This window comes from Pseudactinotalea sp. (assembly GCF_048594945.1).
In the GTDB taxonomy this organism is placed as follows: Bacteria; Actinomycetota; Actinomycetes; order Actinomycetales; family Beutenbergiaceae; genus Pseudactinotalea.
In genome coordinates this window covers 1-15,418 of the sequence record NZ_JBMDXJ010000236.1, presented here as the reverse complement: position 1 = coordinate 15,418, position 15,418 = coordinate 1, and the positions used below count along the sequence as shown (strand labels likewise).

14 protein-coding genes are annotated in these 15,418 nt (G+C 70.8%); 11 read left to right on the top strand and 3 right to left on the bottom strand.

What is annotated here, in order from left to right; genetic code table 11:
• Both ACOJSN_RS10205 and ACOJSN_RS10200 read right to left on the bottom strand, forming a co-directional pair.
• A partial coding sequence (locus tag ACOJSN_RS10205; RefSeq protein ID WP_420112387.1) for an FAD-binding protein occupies positions 1 to 549 on the bottom strand: 549 nt, incomplete at its 3' end.
• Positions 550 to 587: 38 nt separating this feature from the next.
• The gene (locus ACOJSN_RS10200) at positions 588 to 1,280 is read right to left on the bottom strand and encodes a succinate dehydrogenase cytochrome b subunit (protein ID WP_420112386.1); all 693 of its coding nucleotides are present in this window, start codon (positions 1,278 to 1,280) and stop codon (positions 588 to 590) included.
• Between the two features lie 110 nt (positions 1,281 to 1,390).
• Here ACOJSN_RS10200 and ACOJSN_RS10195 point away from each other — a divergent pair, with 110 nt between their 5' ends.
• From ACOJSN_RS10195 to ACOJSN_RS10145, 11 genes are all read left to right on the top strand, one after another.
• Positions 1,391 to 2,491: a mannose-1-phosphate guanylyltransferase gene (locus ACOJSN_RS10195; protein WP_420112385.1), complete on the top strand. Its 1,101-nt coding sequence runs from the start codon at positions 1,391 to 1,393 to the stop codon at positions 2,489 to 2,491.
• Positions 2,492 to 2,647: 156 nt separating this feature from the next.
• Positions 2,648 to 3,886 (top strand): amidohydrolase, encoded by a 1,239-nt coding sequence (locus ACOJSN_RS10190; protein WP_420112384.1) that lies wholly within the window; start codon positions 2,648 to 2,650, stop codon positions 3,884 to 3,886.
• Between the two features lie 168 nt (positions 3,887 to 4,054).
• Positions 4,055 to 5,170, top strand: a complete 1,116-nt coding sequence (locus tag ACOJSN_RS10185; RefSeq protein WP_420112383.1) for a BMP family lipoprotein — start codon at positions 4,055 to 4,057, stop codon at positions 5,168 to 5,170.
• Between the two features lie 113 nt (positions 5,171 to 5,283).
• Complete coding sequence (locus ACOJSN_RS10180; RefSeq protein WP_420112382.1) at positions 5,284 to 6,909, top strand: ABC transporter ATP-binding protein; 1,626 nt, start codon at positions 5,284 to 5,286, stop codon at positions 6,907 to 6,909.
• Positions 6,906 to 8,228, top strand: a complete 1,323-nt coding sequence (locus ACOJSN_RS10175; protein ID WP_420112381.1) for an ABC transporter permease — start codon at positions 6,906 to 6,908, stop codon at positions 8,226 to 8,228. Before ACOJSN_RS10180 ends, ACOJSN_RS10175 begins: the two co-directional genes overlap by 4 nt.
• Complete coding sequence (locus ACOJSN_RS10170; RefSeq protein WP_420112380.1) at positions 8,225 to 9,505, top strand: ABC transporter permease; 1,281 nt, start codon at positions 8,225 to 8,227, stop codon at positions 9,503 to 9,505. The genes ACOJSN_RS10175 and ACOJSN_RS10170 overlap by 4 nt, the downstream gene beginning before the upstream one ends.
• A 35-nt stretch (positions 9,506 to 9,540) precedes the next feature.
• Positions 9,541 to 9,960, top strand: coding sequence for a cytidine deaminase (locus tag ACOJSN_RS10165; protein ID WP_420112379.1), 420 nt, complete (start codon positions 9,541 to 9,543; stop codon positions 9,958 to 9,960).
• Positions 9,957 to 11,252: a thymidine phosphorylase gene (locus ACOJSN_RS10160; RefSeq protein ID WP_420112378.1), complete on the top strand. Its 1,296-nt coding sequence runs from the start codon at positions 9,957 to 9,959 to the stop codon at positions 11,250 to 11,252. Before ACOJSN_RS10165 ends, ACOJSN_RS10160 begins: the two co-directional genes overlap by 4 nt.
• A 106-nt stretch (positions 11,253 to 11,358) precedes the next feature.
• Positions 11,359 to 11,754 (top strand): YidH family protein, encoded by a 396-nt coding sequence (locus tag ACOJSN_RS10155; protein WP_420112377.1) that lies wholly within the window; start codon positions 11,359 to 11,361, stop codon positions 11,752 to 11,754.
• Positions 11,754 to 12,074, top strand: a complete 321-nt coding sequence (locus ACOJSN_RS10150) for a DUF202 domain-containing protein (protein ID WP_420112376.1) — start codon at positions 11,754 to 11,756, stop codon at positions 12,072 to 12,074. The genes ACOJSN_RS10155 and ACOJSN_RS10150 overlap by 1 nt, the downstream gene beginning before the upstream one ends.
• Positions 12,074 to 12,877 (top strand): hypothetical protein, encoded by an 804-nt coding sequence (locus ACOJSN_RS10145; RefSeq protein ID WP_420112375.1) that lies wholly within the window; start codon positions 12,074 to 12,076, stop codon positions 12,875 to 12,877. Before ACOJSN_RS10150 ends, ACOJSN_RS10145 begins: the two co-directional genes overlap by 1 nt.
• Before the next feature lies 1 nt (position 12,878).
• Here the strand turns inward: ACOJSN_RS10145 and ACOJSN_RS10140 are convergent.
• A partial coding sequence (locus tag ACOJSN_RS10140) for an ATP-binding protein (protein ID WP_420112374.1) occupies positions 12,879 to 15,418 on the bottom strand: 2,540 nt, incomplete at its 5' end.

Here is a 15,418-nt window from a genome sequence, read left to right as displayed (position 1 = left end):
GGTCTGGCCGCGCGCGTAGAAGGTGCGGGAGACCTGTACGCCACCGAAGGACCGGTTGTCGAGGAGGCCGCCGTACTCGCGGGCGAACGGGACGCCCTGCGCCACGCACTGGTCGATGATGTTCGCGCTGACCTCAGCGAGTCGGAACACGTTCGACTCGCGGGAGCGGTAGTCGCCGCCCTTGACCGTGTCGTAGAAGAGCCGGTAGGTGGAGTCGCCGTCGCCCTTGTAGTTCTTGGCGGCGTTGATGCCACCCTGTGCGGCGATCGAGTGCGCGCGCCGGGGGGAGTCCTGGTAGAAGAACGCGTCGACCTTGTAGCCGGCCTCGCCGAGGGTCGCGGCCGCCGAGGCGCCCGCCAGCCCGGTGCCGACCACGATGACGCTGAGCTTGCGCCGGTTGGCCGGGTTGACGAGCTTGGCGCTGAAGATCCGTTCGGTCCAGCGGTCCTGCACCGGCCCGCCGGGAGCCTTGGCATCGCTGACCGGCTCGCCGAGCGTGTAGAAGCCGGCGGCGTCGTCTGAGACGCCGACCGGCGCTTCCTCGGTCAGGGTGTCGGTGGTGGTGTTGTCGACTGCCACGGGTGTCCTTACTCGATGATGCCCACGACGACGCCGAGCGGCACCAGCGCGAAGCCGACCGCCACGACGAGCGCGATGGTGATCGCCACGGCCTGCGCGATCCGATAACGCTTCACGGTGCCGGTCAGACCGAGGGTCTGCATGGCGCTGAAGGTGCCGTGCCGCAGGTGCATGCCGAGCGCCACCATCGCGAGGATGTAGATCGCAGCGACCCACCACAGCTGGAAGCTCTCGACCAACCGCAGGTACGGGCTGTCGCCCTGCGTGCCGGACGGGTTGATGGTGTGCGTGGTCAGGTGAAGAACGTGGAACACCACGAACGCGAGCAGTGCGACGCCACCCCATCGCATCGTTCGCGAGGCGATGGTCGCCTTCACCGCCTTCTTCACCACGTACTTCTGCTCGCGCGCCTTGTTGGCGCGGGACCAGAGCGCGAATGCGGAGCCGGCGTGCCCGATCAGTGAGGCGAGCAGCACCACGCGCAGGATCCACACGACGCCGCCGTACGGGAGCATCGGCATGAGCAGCTCGCGCAGGTGGTGGGCGTACTCGTCGAACGCGAACTGGCCGCTGAACGCCTTGAGGTTGCCGTACATGTGCAGCAGCACGTAGCCGATGAACACGATGCCGGTGACCGCCATCAACAGCTTCAGCGCGATCGTCGTCGCCTGGCCGGTGCGACGGGGGGCGGTTGTGGTCACCAGGACACCGTATCGCCATCTGGACGGTGCCTGGCGCCGCGCGATCTCGCGGGATATACGCCTGGGCAAGCTCGCGTAATTACCGTCCGCGGCACCTCTACTCTGTCCCGATGGGCGAGCGATCCTCCTTCTACGCCGTGGTCCCGGCAGGTGGCGCGGGCACACGCCTGTGGCCGCTCTCGCGCGCGGGCAATCCGAAGTTCCTGCTCGACCTCACCGGCAGCGGCCGCACGTTGCTGCAGCAGACCTCGGACCGGCTGCGCCCGCTCGCCGATGGTGTGGTCGTCGTCACAGGAACCCGGCACGCGGAGGCGGTCGCCGCACAGCTTCCGGACCTCGGCGAGTCCGGGCTGCTCGTGGAGCCATCGCCGCGCGACTCGATGGCCGCGATCGGCCTCGCCGCCGCCGTGCTCGCGCACCGGCTCCCGGACGAGGACGTGGTGATCGGCTCGTTCGCCGCCGACCATGTCATCACCGACGGCGAGGCATTCTCGACGGCGGTGAGCACCGCCGTCGAGGTGGCTCGCCGGGATCTCGTGGTGACGATCGGGATCGAGGCCGACCATCCCTCGACGGCGTTCGGGTACGTCGAGATGGCGGAGCCGCTCGAGGTGCCCGGTTCGTACGCGGTGCGCGCGTTCACCGAGAAACCGGACGCCGAGACCGCCGCCGGGTACCTCGCCACGGGCCGGTACCGCTGGAACGGCGGCATGTACGTGGCGCGGGCGCGGGTGCTGCTCGGCCACCTGCAGCGCTATCAGCCAGTGATGCACGCGGGGCTGCTCGAGATCGCTGCCGCCTGGGACACGGATGCGCGTGAGGAGGTGGTCGCGCGCGTGTGGCGCACACTCACGCGGATCGCGATCGACCACGCGATCAGCGAGCCGCTCGCCGCCGAGGGCGGCATCGCGGTGGTCCCGGCCGCGCTCGGGTGGAGCGACGTCGGCGATTGGCGTTCCCTCGCCGATCTGACCCCCGCCGACGACGGCGGAGCCCGGGTTCTCGGCGATGCCCGCCTCGTGCGGGGGCTCGGTGCCGAGGGCGCGATGGTGGTGCCTGCGGCCGGGCGCACGGTCGTGGTGCTGGGCGTGCCCGACGCGGTCGTGGTCGATACCCCGGATGCGCTGCTGGTCAGCACCGTGGACCGGGCGCAGGAGGTCAAGAAGGTCGTCGACGCGCTCGCCGCCGAGAACCGCGCCGACCTGCTCTGACGCCGTCCGGCGGTGAGTGTGGTCCCACATCCCCGGTGTGGCGGTGAGTGTGGTCCCACCGGCGGGGTCGTGGTGGGACCTGGTTCACCGGCGCGCGGCTGGGGTGGGACGGCAGTCACCGGGCTGGGAGGGACGGGGTGGGCGGCTGTGGCGTGGATGCGCGACTACCCTTGCGCCGTGCCTGCCCTTGCTGATATCGACCTCCCCGCGCTGATCACCGACCGTGCAACGGCGCTGGAAGCCGAGCTGATCGAGATCCGCCGCGACATCCACCGTCACCCGGAGGGGGCGCGGATGGAGCACCGCACCACCGACCTGGTGGCGGAGCGGCTGCAGCGGGCCGGGCTGGAACCGAAACGGCTCGAGGGCACCGGACTGATCTGCGACATCGCGCCCAGCGGGGCCGACCCGACCGAGGCCCGCGCGATGCGCCGGGTGATCCTGCGCGCGGACCTGGACGCGCTGCCACTGACGGAGACCAGCGGGCTGCCGTTCGCCTCGACCAACGGATACGCGCACGCCTGCGGTCACGACGTGCACACCACGGTGGTGCTCGGTGCCGGCCTGGTCCTGACCGAGCTGGCACGGCAGGGGCACCTGGGCACAGCCGTGCGTCTGCTGTTCCAACCCGCCGAGGAGGTGCAACCGGGCGGTGCCAACGATGCGATCGCTGCCGGTGTGCTCGAGGGGTACGACGAGATCTATGCGCTGCACTGCGACCCGAAGATCGACGTGGGCAACATCGGTTCGCGCATCGGTCCCATCACGTCGGCCTCGGACACGGTCACGGTCACGCTCGCCGGCGACGGCGGCCACACCTCCCGACCGCACCTGACCGCTGACGTGGTGTTCGCGCTCGGGCAGGTGATCACGCAGGCGCCGTCGGTGATCGGCCGCCGGATCGACCCACGCGCGGGCGTCAACCTCACGTGGGGTGCGGTCGAGGCGGGCAAGGCCCCCAACGCGATCCCCTCGCGCGGCATGGTCACGGGCACGCTGCGCTGCCTCGACGAGACCGCGTGGCAGCAGGCGGAGGACCTGCTGCACGAGGTGATCACGCAGATCGTGGCGCCCTACGGCGTCGAGACCGACATCGAGATCATCCGTGGCGTGCCGCCGGTCGTCAACGACGAGCCGTGCGTCGCGAGGCTCGAGGACGCCGCACGCTACGTGGTCGGGTCCCAGTCGGTGGTGCTGACCGAGCAGTCGCTCGGGGGTGAGGACTTCGGCTGGTACCTGCAGCACGTCGATGGCGCGATGGCGCGTCTGGGCGTGCGCAGCCCCGGTGGTCGTAGCTACGACCTGCACCAGGCGGACCTGGTCGTGGACGAGCGCGCCATCCGGCACGGCGTCGGCCTGCTCACGGGGATCGCCGCCCTCGACGGCCGGCCCTGAGCGCCTGCGAGATACCAGTTGGATAACAAACCTCCTGGGCGTCTCACGATGTAACACCGGCGTCACCTGCGCGGGGTTATCGTCTCGCCACGCCGTTCGGACTCATCGCCGAAGGCGCGGGGGCCCTCGCACCACCACGCCAGGGCGCGACCACGACAGGAGAAGTACGTGAAGAAGTCCATTCTCGGCACGGCCATGCTGGCTGCTGCCGCGCTCACCCTGGCCGCCTGCGGCCAAGCCCCGGCGGAGGACCCCACGACCGACGGCGGCGACGACACCACCACCAGCGAAGACGGTGGCGAGGCCACCAGCGACGTCGTGGCCTGCCTGGTCTCGGACGCCGGTGGCTTCGACGACCAGTCCTTCAACCAGGCCGGTCACGAGGGGCTGCTCCGGGCCGAGTCCGAGCTGGGTATCGAGATCAACGAGATCGAGTCCGCCACCGATGCCGACTTCGCCCCGAACATCGACGCGATGATCCAGGAGGGCTGCACCTTCGTGATCGGTGCCGGCTTCCTGCTGGAGGACGCGATCCAGGCCGCCGCCGAGGCGAACCCGGACATCAACTTCGGCCTGGTGGACTCCGGCTTCTCCGACGCTGAGTTCAACCCGGTCGAGATCGACAACGCCAAGCCGCTGCTCTTCAACACGGCCGAGGCGGCGTTCCTCGGCGGCTACGTGGCCGCGTCGATGAGCGAGACCGGCACGATCGCCACCTACGGCGGCATGGCGATCCCGTCGGTGCAGATCTTCATGGACGGCTACGCCGACGGCGTGGCGCAGTACAACGAGGACACCGGCGAGGACGTGTCGCTGCTCGGCTGGGACAAGGAGGCCCAGCAGGGTGACTTCACCGGGGACTTCGACAACCAGAGCAACGGCCAGAACCTCACCAACACGTTCCTGGGGCAGGGCGCGGACATCATCCTCCCGGTCGCAGGCCCGGTGGGTCTGGGCACGGGCGCCGCGCTCGAGGCCAACGGCTCCGGCGCGATGATCTGGGTCGACTCCGATGGCTACCTCACCACCGACTACGGCTCGCTCATCATCACCTCGGTGATGACGGAGATCGGCGCCGCGGTGTTCGACTCGATCGAGGAGCAGGTGGGCGGCAGCTTCTCCAACGAGCCGTACGTCGGCACGCTGGAGAACGAGGGCGTGGGGCTCGCCGAGTTCCACGACTTCGACGGCCAGGTGGACCAGGAGGTCATCGACCGTGTCAACGAGCTGCAGGAGCAGATCATCTCCGGCGAGCTCGTGATCGAGTCGCCGAACGCTCCCTGATCGCACGCTGAACGGGTTCGACTCCGGGGTGGCCGTTCGCGGTCGCCCCGGAGTTGTGTTCAGACCAGTAGTGTCCGTGGTCACGGCCGATGTGGGTGGTGGGAGGAGCGCCGATGAAGCTCGAACTGCGTGGGATCACGAAGAAGTTCGGTGATTTCGTCGCCAACGATGCGATCGACATGGTGGTCGAACCGGGAGAGATCCACGCGATCCTCGGCGAGAACGGCGCCGGCAAGAGCACGCTGATGAACGTGCTCTACGGGCTCTATGAGCCCGACGGCGGAGAGATCGTTCTCGATGATCGTCCGGTCGCGTTCACCGGCCCGGGTGATGCGATGGCGGCCGGGATCGGGATGGTGCACCAGCACTTCATGCTGGTGCCGGTGTTCACGGTCGCCGAGAACATCGTGCTCGGTCAGGAGCGCACCCACGCCTCGGGTCTGCTCGACCTGAATGCGGCGCGGGCGCTGGTGCGTGAGACTGCCACCTCGCTCGGCTTCACGCTCGACCCGGACGCGAAGGTCGAGGACCTCTCGGTCGGCGCCCAGCAGCGTGTGGAGATCGTCAAGGCCCTCTCCCGGCAGGCGGAGGTGCTGATCCTCGATGAGCCGACGGCGGTGCTCACCCCTCAGGAGACCGACGAGCTCATCGGCATCATGGGGCGGCTCAAGGCCGCGGGCACCTCGATCATCTTCATCACGCACAAGCTCCGCGAGGTCCGCGCGGTCGCGGACGCGATCACGATCATCCGGCTCGGCAAGGTCGTCGGGTCCGCCGACCCGAGCGCCACCGAGACCGAGCTGGCCTCGCTGATGGTGGGCCGCTCGGTCAGCCTCGGGGTGAACAAGGCGCCGGCGCAGCCCTCCGGGACGGCCTTGTCGATCCAGGGGCTCACGGTGCACGACTCCGCCGGGGTTGGCGTGGTCAAGGACGTCAGCCTCGAGGTGCAGCGGGGCGAGATCGTCGCGCTCGCGGGCGTGCAGGGCAACGGCCAGACCGAGCTGACGGAAGCGATCCTCGGTGTCGGCCCGCCGCACACGGGTGTCATCGAGCTCGACGGCGTCGACATCTCGCGCCTCGGCGTGCGGGAGCGGCTGGACAGCGGCCTCGGGTTCGTCCCGGAGGACCGCACGACCGACGGCATCGTGGCCGACCTCTCGATCACCGAGAACCTCGTGCTCGACCTGGTCGGGGCCCCGCCGTACTCGTCCCTCGGCTCGCTCAACGTGGGATTCCTGCGGGAGAACGCCCGCAACCGGGTGGAGGAGTTCGACGTCAGGACCACGTCGATCGACCGCGCCGTGGGCACGCTCTCGGGCGGCAACCAGCAGAAGGTGGTGCTGGCGCGGGAGCTCTCCCGGGACCTCACGCTGCTGGTCGCCTCACAGCCGACCCGTGGCCTCGACGTGGGCTCGATCGAGTTCGTCCACAAACGGATCGTCGCCGAGCGTGACCGCGGGGCAGGGGTCCTGATCGTCTCGACCGAGCTCGATGAGGTACTCGCGCTCGCGGACCGGATCGCGGTGATGTGCGGGGGGAACCTGGTGGGCGTGGTCGACGGCGGCGAGGACCGCGACGTGCTCGGACTGATGATGGCCGGAGTCCCGGTGGACGAGGCACGCGATCAGGCCGCGCAGCACCACACGGTGCTCGGCGAGGCCGATCTCGACGCCGACCCCGAGACGTCGGTCGAACCGGTGCCCGAGCATGCGATCGAGGACGAGGAGGAGGGACGATGACGCAGGACGAGAGTCCCCAGCCGCGGGACGCCGTCGAGGACGCCACGGAGCCCGACGAGCTCGAGGCCGAGGAGAGTGCGTCAGAAGGCGAGAACGACGAGACGAGCGAGTCTGCGCCGTCGGCCGCCTACTCGGTGCGCGACGCGCTGCACGACATGATGTCGTCGTCGGTGCTGATCACGCTCGGTGCGGTGGTGCTGGCACTCGCGATCGGTTCGATCCTCATCCTCGTGGGCGACAGCGCGGTGCAGGCGACCCTCGGGTACTTCTTCCAGCGTCCCACCGACTTCTTCCGTGAGGCTGGCCGGGCGATCGGCGAGTCCTACGTGGCGCTGTTCCAGGGGGCGATCTACGACTCCGAGGCGACCACGCCGGAGCGCCGCATCCGGCCGCTGACCGAGACTCTCACGATCGCGGTACCGCTGATCTTCGCGGGCCTCGGCATCGGCCTCACCTTCCGCGTGGGCCTGTTCAACATCGGTGGCATGAGCCAGATCGTGCTCGGTGCCGCGCTCGGCGCCTGGGTCGGGTTCGCGTTGGACCTGCCGGTGTTCGTGCACATCTCGCTCGTGCTGGTCGCGGCCGCGATCGGCGGCGCGATCGCCGGTGCGATCCCGGGCTTCCTCAAGGCGCGCTTCGGGGCGCACGAGGTGATCTCCACGATCATGCTCAACAACACTGCCCGGTACTTCATCCTGTGGCTGCTGGGCACGGCCGCGTTCGCCAGCGCGACTCCACAGGTGTCACCGAACCTCGGTGAGAACGCGCGGCTGCCGCTGCTGCTGGGCATGAGCTTCCGGCTGCACTTCGGGATCATCCTGGCGCTGGTCGCCGCCTTCGGCGTGTGGTGGCTGATGGAGCGCTCGGTGCTCGGCTTCCAGATGCGTGCCGTGGGCGTCAACCCGGACGCGGCGCGCACGGCAGGCATGAGCGTCGGCAAGGTCACGATCATCTCGATGGCGCTCGCGGGCATGCTGTGCGGGCTGGCCGGCGCGATGCAGGTGGCCGGGACCGAAGGCAAGCTGACCGCCTCCGTGGCCGGCACGATCGGGTTCGACGCGATCACCGTGGCGCTGCTGGGCCGCAGCAGACCGGTGGGCACCGTGCTTGCGGGCATCCTGTTCGGTGCGCTCGCCGCCGGTGGCCGCATCATGTCTTCCCGCGCCGGCACCGAGGCCGAGCTGGTCACGGTGCTGCAAGCCGTGATCGTGCTGCTGATCGCGGCACCGCCGCTGGTGCGCAGCGTGTTCCGCCTCCCGGCGCCCGACCGGACCCGCAAGCGGAGTCCGCGCCGCCGGCCGAAGGAGGTGGCGGCATGACGGCGCTCGAGACGCCCACCGAGACCGCACCGCCGGCGCCGTTGCCGCCCGGGTACAACCGGGCGCTCGCGGGGTACGCGATCATCGCGCTCGCGGCGATCGCGCTCGTGCTGACCGTGCCCTCAGGGGTCTCGAAGATCCAGCTGACGGCGGGCCCCGAGGCCATCAAGATCCCGTTGCTGGAGATCCCCGCGGCGATCGCGGTGGGTGTCCCGGTGGTGGGCGCTGCCGTGGTGGCGGTGCTCGCGCTGGTGCAGCAGCTGCGCACCAAGCAGTCCGCGCCGCGCTGGATGGCGATCGTGGCCGGCGCCCTGCTGCTGCTGGGCTTCCTCGCCCACCTCGTGGCGGGCAAGAGCGGCGTGCTGCCGCTGACCGGGCTGCTGACCAGCACGCTGTTCCTCGCGACGCCGCTGATCTTCGGTGCCCTCGGTGGTGTGGTGTGCGAGCGCGTCGGGATCGTCAACATCGCGATCGAGGGCCAGCTGCTGGCCGGAGCGTTCGCAGGCGTGCTGGTGGCCTCGGTCGCCGGCCAGAACCCGTACGTGGGCCTGATCGGTGCCCCGATCGCGGGCATGGGCGTGGGTGCGCTGCTGGCCTGGTTCTCGATCAGGTACCGGGTGGACCAGGTCATCACCGGCGTGGTGCTCAACGTGCTCGTGCTGGGTCTGACGACGTTCTTCTTCAAGGGGCTGCTCAGCGACCAGGACGGCCTCAACGACCGGTCCCGGCTGCCCGCCCTGCCGATCCCGTTGCTGTCCGACATCCCGGTGATCGGGCCGGTGCTGTTCCGGCAGAACCTGCTGGTGTACCTGCTCTACGCGATCGTGATCCTGCTGCAGCTGTACCTGTTCCGGTCGCGGTGGGGGCTGCGGGTGCGTGCGGTGGGCGAGCACCCGAAGGCCGCCGACACCGTGGGCATCAACGTCAACCGCACCCGGTGGCGCAACACGCTGCTGGGGTCGGCGATCGCGGGCCTCGGTGGCGCGTTCTTCACGATCGGGCAGGGGCTGGCGTTCGGGATCGACATCACGGCGGGGTCTGGCTTCATCGCGCTCGCCGCGCTGATCCTGGGCCGGTGGACACCCACCGGGGCGGTGGCTGCCGCCCTGTTCTTCGGGTTCGCGAACGCGCTCAGCCAGTCGCTGCGGTCCTACGGCGTGAGCCTGGACTCGAACATCCCGCTGATGATCCCGTACATCGTCACGCTGTTCGCGGTGGCAGGGTTCGGCGGTCGGGTGAGGCCGCCTGCGGCCGAGGGTGTGCCGTACGTGAAGTGACGGCTCTCGCGCTCGAGGCGAGGCAGGATGGTGACGTGAGCACAGAGAGCAGAGCGGGCACAGACTGGGCGGCGTTGCGTGAAGCCGCGTACGAGGCGATGACCCGCGCCTACGCCCCGTACTCCCGGTTCCCGGTGGGGGCGGCGGCGCTCACCGACTCCGGCACCGTGATCTCGGGCTGCAACATCGAGAACGCCGCGTACGGGGTGACGCTGTGCGCGGAGTGCTCGTTGGTGTCCGCACTGATCATGGGCGGGGGCGGTCGGCTGGTCGCCTTCACATGCTGTGACAGCCGCGGCGAGCGGCTGATGCCGTGTGGCCGGTGCCGGCAGCTGCTGTGGGAGCACGGCGGTGCGGAGCTGATGGTCGATAGCGTGAGCGGGATCAAGCCGATGACCGAGGTGCTGCCGGATGCGTTCGGGCAGCCTGAGCTGAACGAGGGGACACAGCCGTGAGCACCGAGCAGTTTGCCGCCGTCGACGTCATCGCCACCAAGCGGGACAACGAGACCCTGAGCGACGCCCAGATCGACTGGGTGATCGACGCCTACACGCGCGGTGCCGTGGCCGAGGAGCAGATGTCCGCGCTCTACATGGCGATCCTGCTCAACGGCATGAGCCGGTCCGAGATCGCCCGCTGGACCGCGGCGATGATCGCGAGCGGCGAGCGGATGGACTTCTCCGGGCTGTCGCGTCCCACCGCCGACAAGCATTCCACCGGTGGCGTCGGCGACAAGATCACGCTGCCGCTCGCGCCGCTGGTCGCCACGTTCGGTGTGGCGGTGCCGCAGCTGTCGGGGCGCGGGCTCGGCCACACCGGTGGCACGTTGGACAAGCTCGAGGCGATCCCGGGGTGGCGTGCCGCGCTGAGCAACGCCGAGATGATGGCGCAGCTCGAGGACGTGGGCGCCGTGATCTGCCAGGCCGGCTCCGGGCTCGCGCCGGCGGACCGCAAGCTGTACGCGCTGCGCGACGTCACCGGCACGGTCGAGTCGATCCCGCTGATCGCGAGCTCGATCATGAGCAAGAAGATCGCAGAGGGGACCGGCGCCCTGGTGCTCGACGTGAAGGTCGGCTCGGGTGCCTTCATGAAGGATCTCGAGGACGCGCGTGAGCTCGCGCGCACCATGGTCGAGCTCGGCACGGATGCCGGCGTGCGCACGGTCGCTTTGCTCACCGACATGGCGACCCCGTTGGGTCTGACCGCCGGCAATGCCCTGGAGGTGCGGGAGTCGGTCGAGGTGCTCGACGGCGGTGGGCCACCCGACGTCGTCGAGCTCACCCTCGCGCTCGCTCGCGAGATGCTCGCGGCCGCCGGGCAGCCGGATGTCGACCCTGCTGCCGCACTGCAGGACGGTCGCGCGATGGATACCTGGCGCCGCATGATCGCCGCCCAGGGCGGCGACCCGGATGCTGCGCTGCCGGTAGCGCAGCACACCGAGCAGGTGCTCGCACCCGCCGACGGCGTGCTGGCGGGCCTCGATGCTCTGGCCGTGGGTGTCGCGGCGTGGCGGCTCGGCGCCGGCCGTGCACGCAAGGAGGACGCCGTGCAGGCCGGCGCGGGTGTGGAGCTGCACGCCAAGCCGGGCGCGGTGGTGCGTGCCGGCGAGCCGCTGCTCACGCTGCACACCGACACACCGGAACGCTTCGCGCGCGCTCAGGAGGCGCTCGAGGGTGCCGTGACGATCCTCCCGGAGGGCGACCGCGCCGCCGTGGGTCCGATCGTGCTGGACCGGGTGAGCGCATGAGCGCTGCCAGGTCTCCCGCGAGACCGAGGTCTAGCGTCGAGACCGAGGGGTGCGCGCCTCGGTCTCGGCGCCATGCCTCGGTCTCGGCAGTTTGGCGAGGTCACGCGTGACCGGGGAGCCTCGCGAAGGCGAGGGCCCCCGCAAGCCGGCGTCGGTGTACGGGGTCGGGAGTGAGCCGGATCCGCGGTTCTCGCTCGCGAACGAGCGCACGGCACTCGCGTGGCTGCGCACCGGACTGGCGCTCGTGGGTGGCGGTGTCGCCCTGACGACGCTGGGCACGTTCGCCGAGGCGGGCGCGTTCCTCGACGTGATCGCCGCGCTGGCGTGCCTGGCAGGCGGGACGCTCGCGGTCGGAGCGCTGGTCTCCTGGCGCCGGGCTGAGCGAGCGCTCCGGCTCAAGAAGCCGCTGCCGCCGCCGAGCGCACTGCCGATCCTCGTCGCCGGTGTGGCCGTGATCGGGGTGGCGATGGCCCTGTACGCGGTGGTGCAGGCGGTCGGCTGATGCGAAGCGTGCACTCGGATCTCGACGTCGACGGTGGCGCGCAGCCGCAGCGCACCATGCTGGCGTGGAACCGCACGATGCTGGCGGCCGTGCTGGGCTGCGCCACAGTCGCGTTCGCGGCACAGCGGCAGCAGATGGCGATCATCGCGGCGGTCGCGGCCTGTGCGGCGGTCGCGGTGCTGGTGCTCGTGCTGCGCGACATGCCCGCGTGGCGCGCCGGCGGCAGTGCGCACTACGGGCTGATGCGGCACGTGGCCGCTGCCGTGCTGGTGCTCGCAGGTCTCGGCGTCATCATCGCGGTCCGCGGGATCGTGGGCTGATGAACAAACCGTTCGCCCTCAACGCGGCGTTGAGCCCGCTGTTCACCTCACGGTGGACCCGGCTCGCGATGTCCCGGCTCGACGGCGATGCTCGCCGCGGTCTCGCGCGTGCCGTGGAGGCGCCGCGGCTCGGGATCTTTGGGCGCGGGACCGGCCCGGTGCGGGTAGGCGGCGTCACGGTCGCCCAGCCCGACAGCGTCACCTGTGCCGCGACCGGGCTGCTGCTGCTCAACGCGGCGTGCGACCCCGCTCTCGCGACATGGCTCGACGCGGGTACCCGGCCGCACGTGCTGCCACCGGAGCTCACTGGCCTGACCGAACGCGAGCTGGCCGAGCGCGATGCCGCCGGCCGCATCGCACTCGCAGCGGCCGTGGTCCACGACCGCGCCACCCGGGCCACGCTCGGCCCGTTCCGGTGGCCGCGCGCCTACGGCACCACGCCCTGGGGAGTGGCACGCGAGACCAGGGTGCCGGGCGTGCGGTACTCGCACCGCGCCGTCGACGATCGCGACGAGCGCGTGATGGACGAGGTGCTCGAGATGCTCGTGGCGGCGACCATGCGGGGCATCCCGGTGCCGATCTACTCCGGAGGTGACTGGAGCCGCGGCTGGCAGACCGCGATGCCTCGCCACCTGGTGCTCGCGCTGCCCACAACACGGCCCGACCAGCTGCGGATCTACGAGCCCGGACGTGGGCGGATCGAGACGATCGCCCCGCACGAGCTGCGTGCCCGCACGGAGCCGCATCGTGCCCTCGGTGGGTGGACCCATCTCGCGTGGACGTTGATCCCGGTGGTGCGCTGAGTCAGGCCTGAGCCAGCCCGCACTGCGCGAGCAATCGCCGGGAGCGGGCGTCATCGGACGTCGCCTCGGCGACCGACCCGCGGCCGCGGAGCAGCGTGGCTCGGACCGCCAATGCGCGTGCTTCGTTCTCGGTCATGCCGACGCGGCGGGACCGCGCGACCGCGTCGTCGAGCAGCTGGATCGCCGCGTCGGAGTCCGTCTCCGCGGTCGCCGTGGCCAGCCCGGTGAGCGAACGGGCGAGCTGGTCGTCGTCATGAAAGCGCCGCGACTTCTCCACCGACCGGGTGAACGCGTCGAGCGCGGCCGGGAGGTCGTGTCGCTGCAGCTCGGACATCCCGACAACCCAGTCGCACTCGGCCTCGATCGTCTCGGCCCCGAGGTCCACGGCGGACCGCAGCGCTCGGTTCGCCGTGGTGATCGCCTCCTCCGGCTGCCCTTGCAGCATGCGCAGCCACGCGAGCGAGCTGAGCGCGGACGGCAGCCTGCCCATGTGACCGGCGCTGTCGTTCACCAGGCCCTCGACCTGCCGCACCAGTTCCGGCTCGGCCTCCTCCAGCCTGCCCAGCCGGGCCAGCATGAAGGCGACGTTGCCGCGAGCCAGTGCGCCGCGCGAGGAGTCCTGCGCCACCTCGCACCAGTGCGCACTGGAGCGGTGCGCATCCGCAGCGGCCTGAAGGCGACCGGTCCGTTCGAAGAAGATGCCGAGGCTGTTGCAGGCGACCGCCATCTTGAGCGGGTTGTCCGAGGCCTCCGCATGCTGCATCGCCGCCGTGAGGTGCCGCTGCGCCGCTTCGAGCTCTCCCCGACGGGCTGCGATCGAGCCCAGCGCTGTCAGCGCCGATGCGGTGGCGCCGGGGTCGTCCAGCCGCTCGGCGGCCCGCAGCGCGGCTTCGTGCAGCATCCGGCCCACCGTGTGGTGACCGCCGCGGAGCAGGAACAGCGGCAGCCTCCTCGAGATCAGGACGATCGACTCGTCGGCCTCGGGCGGTGCGTGCTCGACGGCGGCGACGAGCGGTTCGAGCGCGGCATTCAACCAGTCGCGCGCTGCGTCGGGGCTGACGAACCGCTCGGACTCGCCGCCCTCCTCCAGCACGGCGATCGCGTCGACGACGATCTCGGCGTAGCGGTCGACGAGGCGCGTGCGTGCGACTCGCTGCTGCGCGGACGAGAGTGCCTCGGCCAGCTCGCCCGCATACGCGGCGACGAGGTCGTGCTGGCGGACCCACGCGCCGTCGATCTCGGCGAGGTGGGCGCGGCTCAGCGCTGCGAGCGCCCGCGTGGCGGCGCGAGCGTCGAGACCGGCGAGCGCCGCCACCGCGTCGTGGGCGATGGTGCTGCTGCGTGCGAGCCCGAGTGCGGTGAAGACCGTCGCAGCCTCCTCGGGGACCGCACGCCGCGACCAGGAGAGCACCTCGCGCGCGCTGCTGCTCGGGTCGCCCAGATCCCACAGGTCGAGGATCGCGCTGTCGAGCTCCGGATCCGCCAACGACGACAGGACCGCCGGGTCCTCACGCACTCGCTCGCCCGCCACCTTGAGCATGAGCGGCATGTAGGCGCAGCGCCGCGCCAGCTCGTGCCACGCAGCGTCGGCCACACCGTCGATGGTCCGCTGGTCGGCGGGCCCCGTGAGTAGCGACACCGCCGTCGGCCCATCGAGGCCGGAGAGCGTGACGCGCAGCGCGTTCTCTCTGACGCTCAGGCCTGCGAGGCTGTCGCGGCTGGTCACGAGCACGCGGCAACCTGGGCTCCCGGGAAGCAGCGGGCGTACCTGCTCGACGTCGCGAGCGTTGTCGAGCACGACCAGCAGCCTGCGGTCCGCCAGCAGGCTGCGATAGGTCGCCGCCCGCTCGTTGAGGTCGTGCAGGCGTTCCGGCTCGCCACCCAGCGTGCGGACGAACCTGGTGAGGGCGTGCTCGGGGGAGAGCGGCGCACCGGCGCTGTAGCCCTGCAGATCGACGAAGAGCTGTCCATCGGGAAACTCGCCTCGATGCGCCTGGGCCCAGCTGAGCGCCAGCGCGCTCTTGCCCACCCCGGCCGGCCCGCAGAGCACGGCGACCTGCGGGCCGTCGTCGTCCTCTCGGGCAAGCGCGTCGAGCGCGCGCACGTCGTCCTCACGGCCGACGACGTCCACGGCCGCCGGGAGCTGGGCCGGCACCTGCCACGACCGATCGACGGTGGCGCCGGTGTGGACGAGCGACTGGACCGCGGCCAGGGTGTCGGAGGGCTCGAGCCCGAGGTCCCGCACGAGGTTGCTCCGGGTGCTCTGGTAGACCTCGAGCGCCTCGTGGCGCCGGCCGGCCTGATGGAGCGCTCGCATCAGCTGTGCCGGCATCGACTCGCGCAGCGGGTGCAGCCGTGCCAACGCCGCGAGCTCGGGGAGGACATCGAGGTGCCGGCCGCGCTGGACCTCCGCGGTCGGGTACAGCTCGGCGACGTCGATGCGCAGGGCTTCCAGCCGCTCGGCCTCGTCGCGGCACACGGCGACATCGACGTCGTCGTAGGCGCGTACCGACCAGGCTACCGGCCACTCACGCAGGGCCG

Bases quoted from the DNA above. Each gene is read 5' to 3' on its own strand.
- ACOJSN_RS10195 (WP_420112385.1), top strand. From the start codon at position 1,391: ATGGGCGAGCGATCCTCCTTCTACGCCGTGGTCCCGGCAGGTGGCGCG.
- ACOJSN_RS10190 (WP_420112384.1), top strand. From the start codon at position 2,648: ATGCGCGACTACCCTTGCGCCGTGCCTGCCCTTGCTGATATCGACCTC.
- ACOJSN_RS10180 (WP_420112382.1), top strand. From the start codon at position 5,284: ATGAAGCTCGAACTGCGTGGGATCACGAAGAAGTTCGGTGATTTCGTC.
- ACOJSN_RS10175 (WP_420112381.1), top strand. From the start codon at position 6,906: ATGACGCAGGACGAGAGTCCCCAGCCGCGGGACGCCGTCGAGGACGCC.
- ACOJSN_RS10170 (WP_420112380.1), top strand. From the start codon at position 8,225: ATGACGGCGCTCGAGACGCCCACCGAGACCGCACCGCCGGCGCCGTTG.
- ACOJSN_RS10150 (WP_420112376.1), top strand. From the start codon at position 11,754: ATGCGAAGCGTGCACTCGGATCTCGACGTCGACGGTGGCGCGCAGCCG.
- ACOJSN_RS10145 (WP_420112375.1), top strand. From the start codon at position 12,074: ATGAACAAACCGTTCGCCCTCAACGCGGCGTTGAGCCCGCTGTTCACC.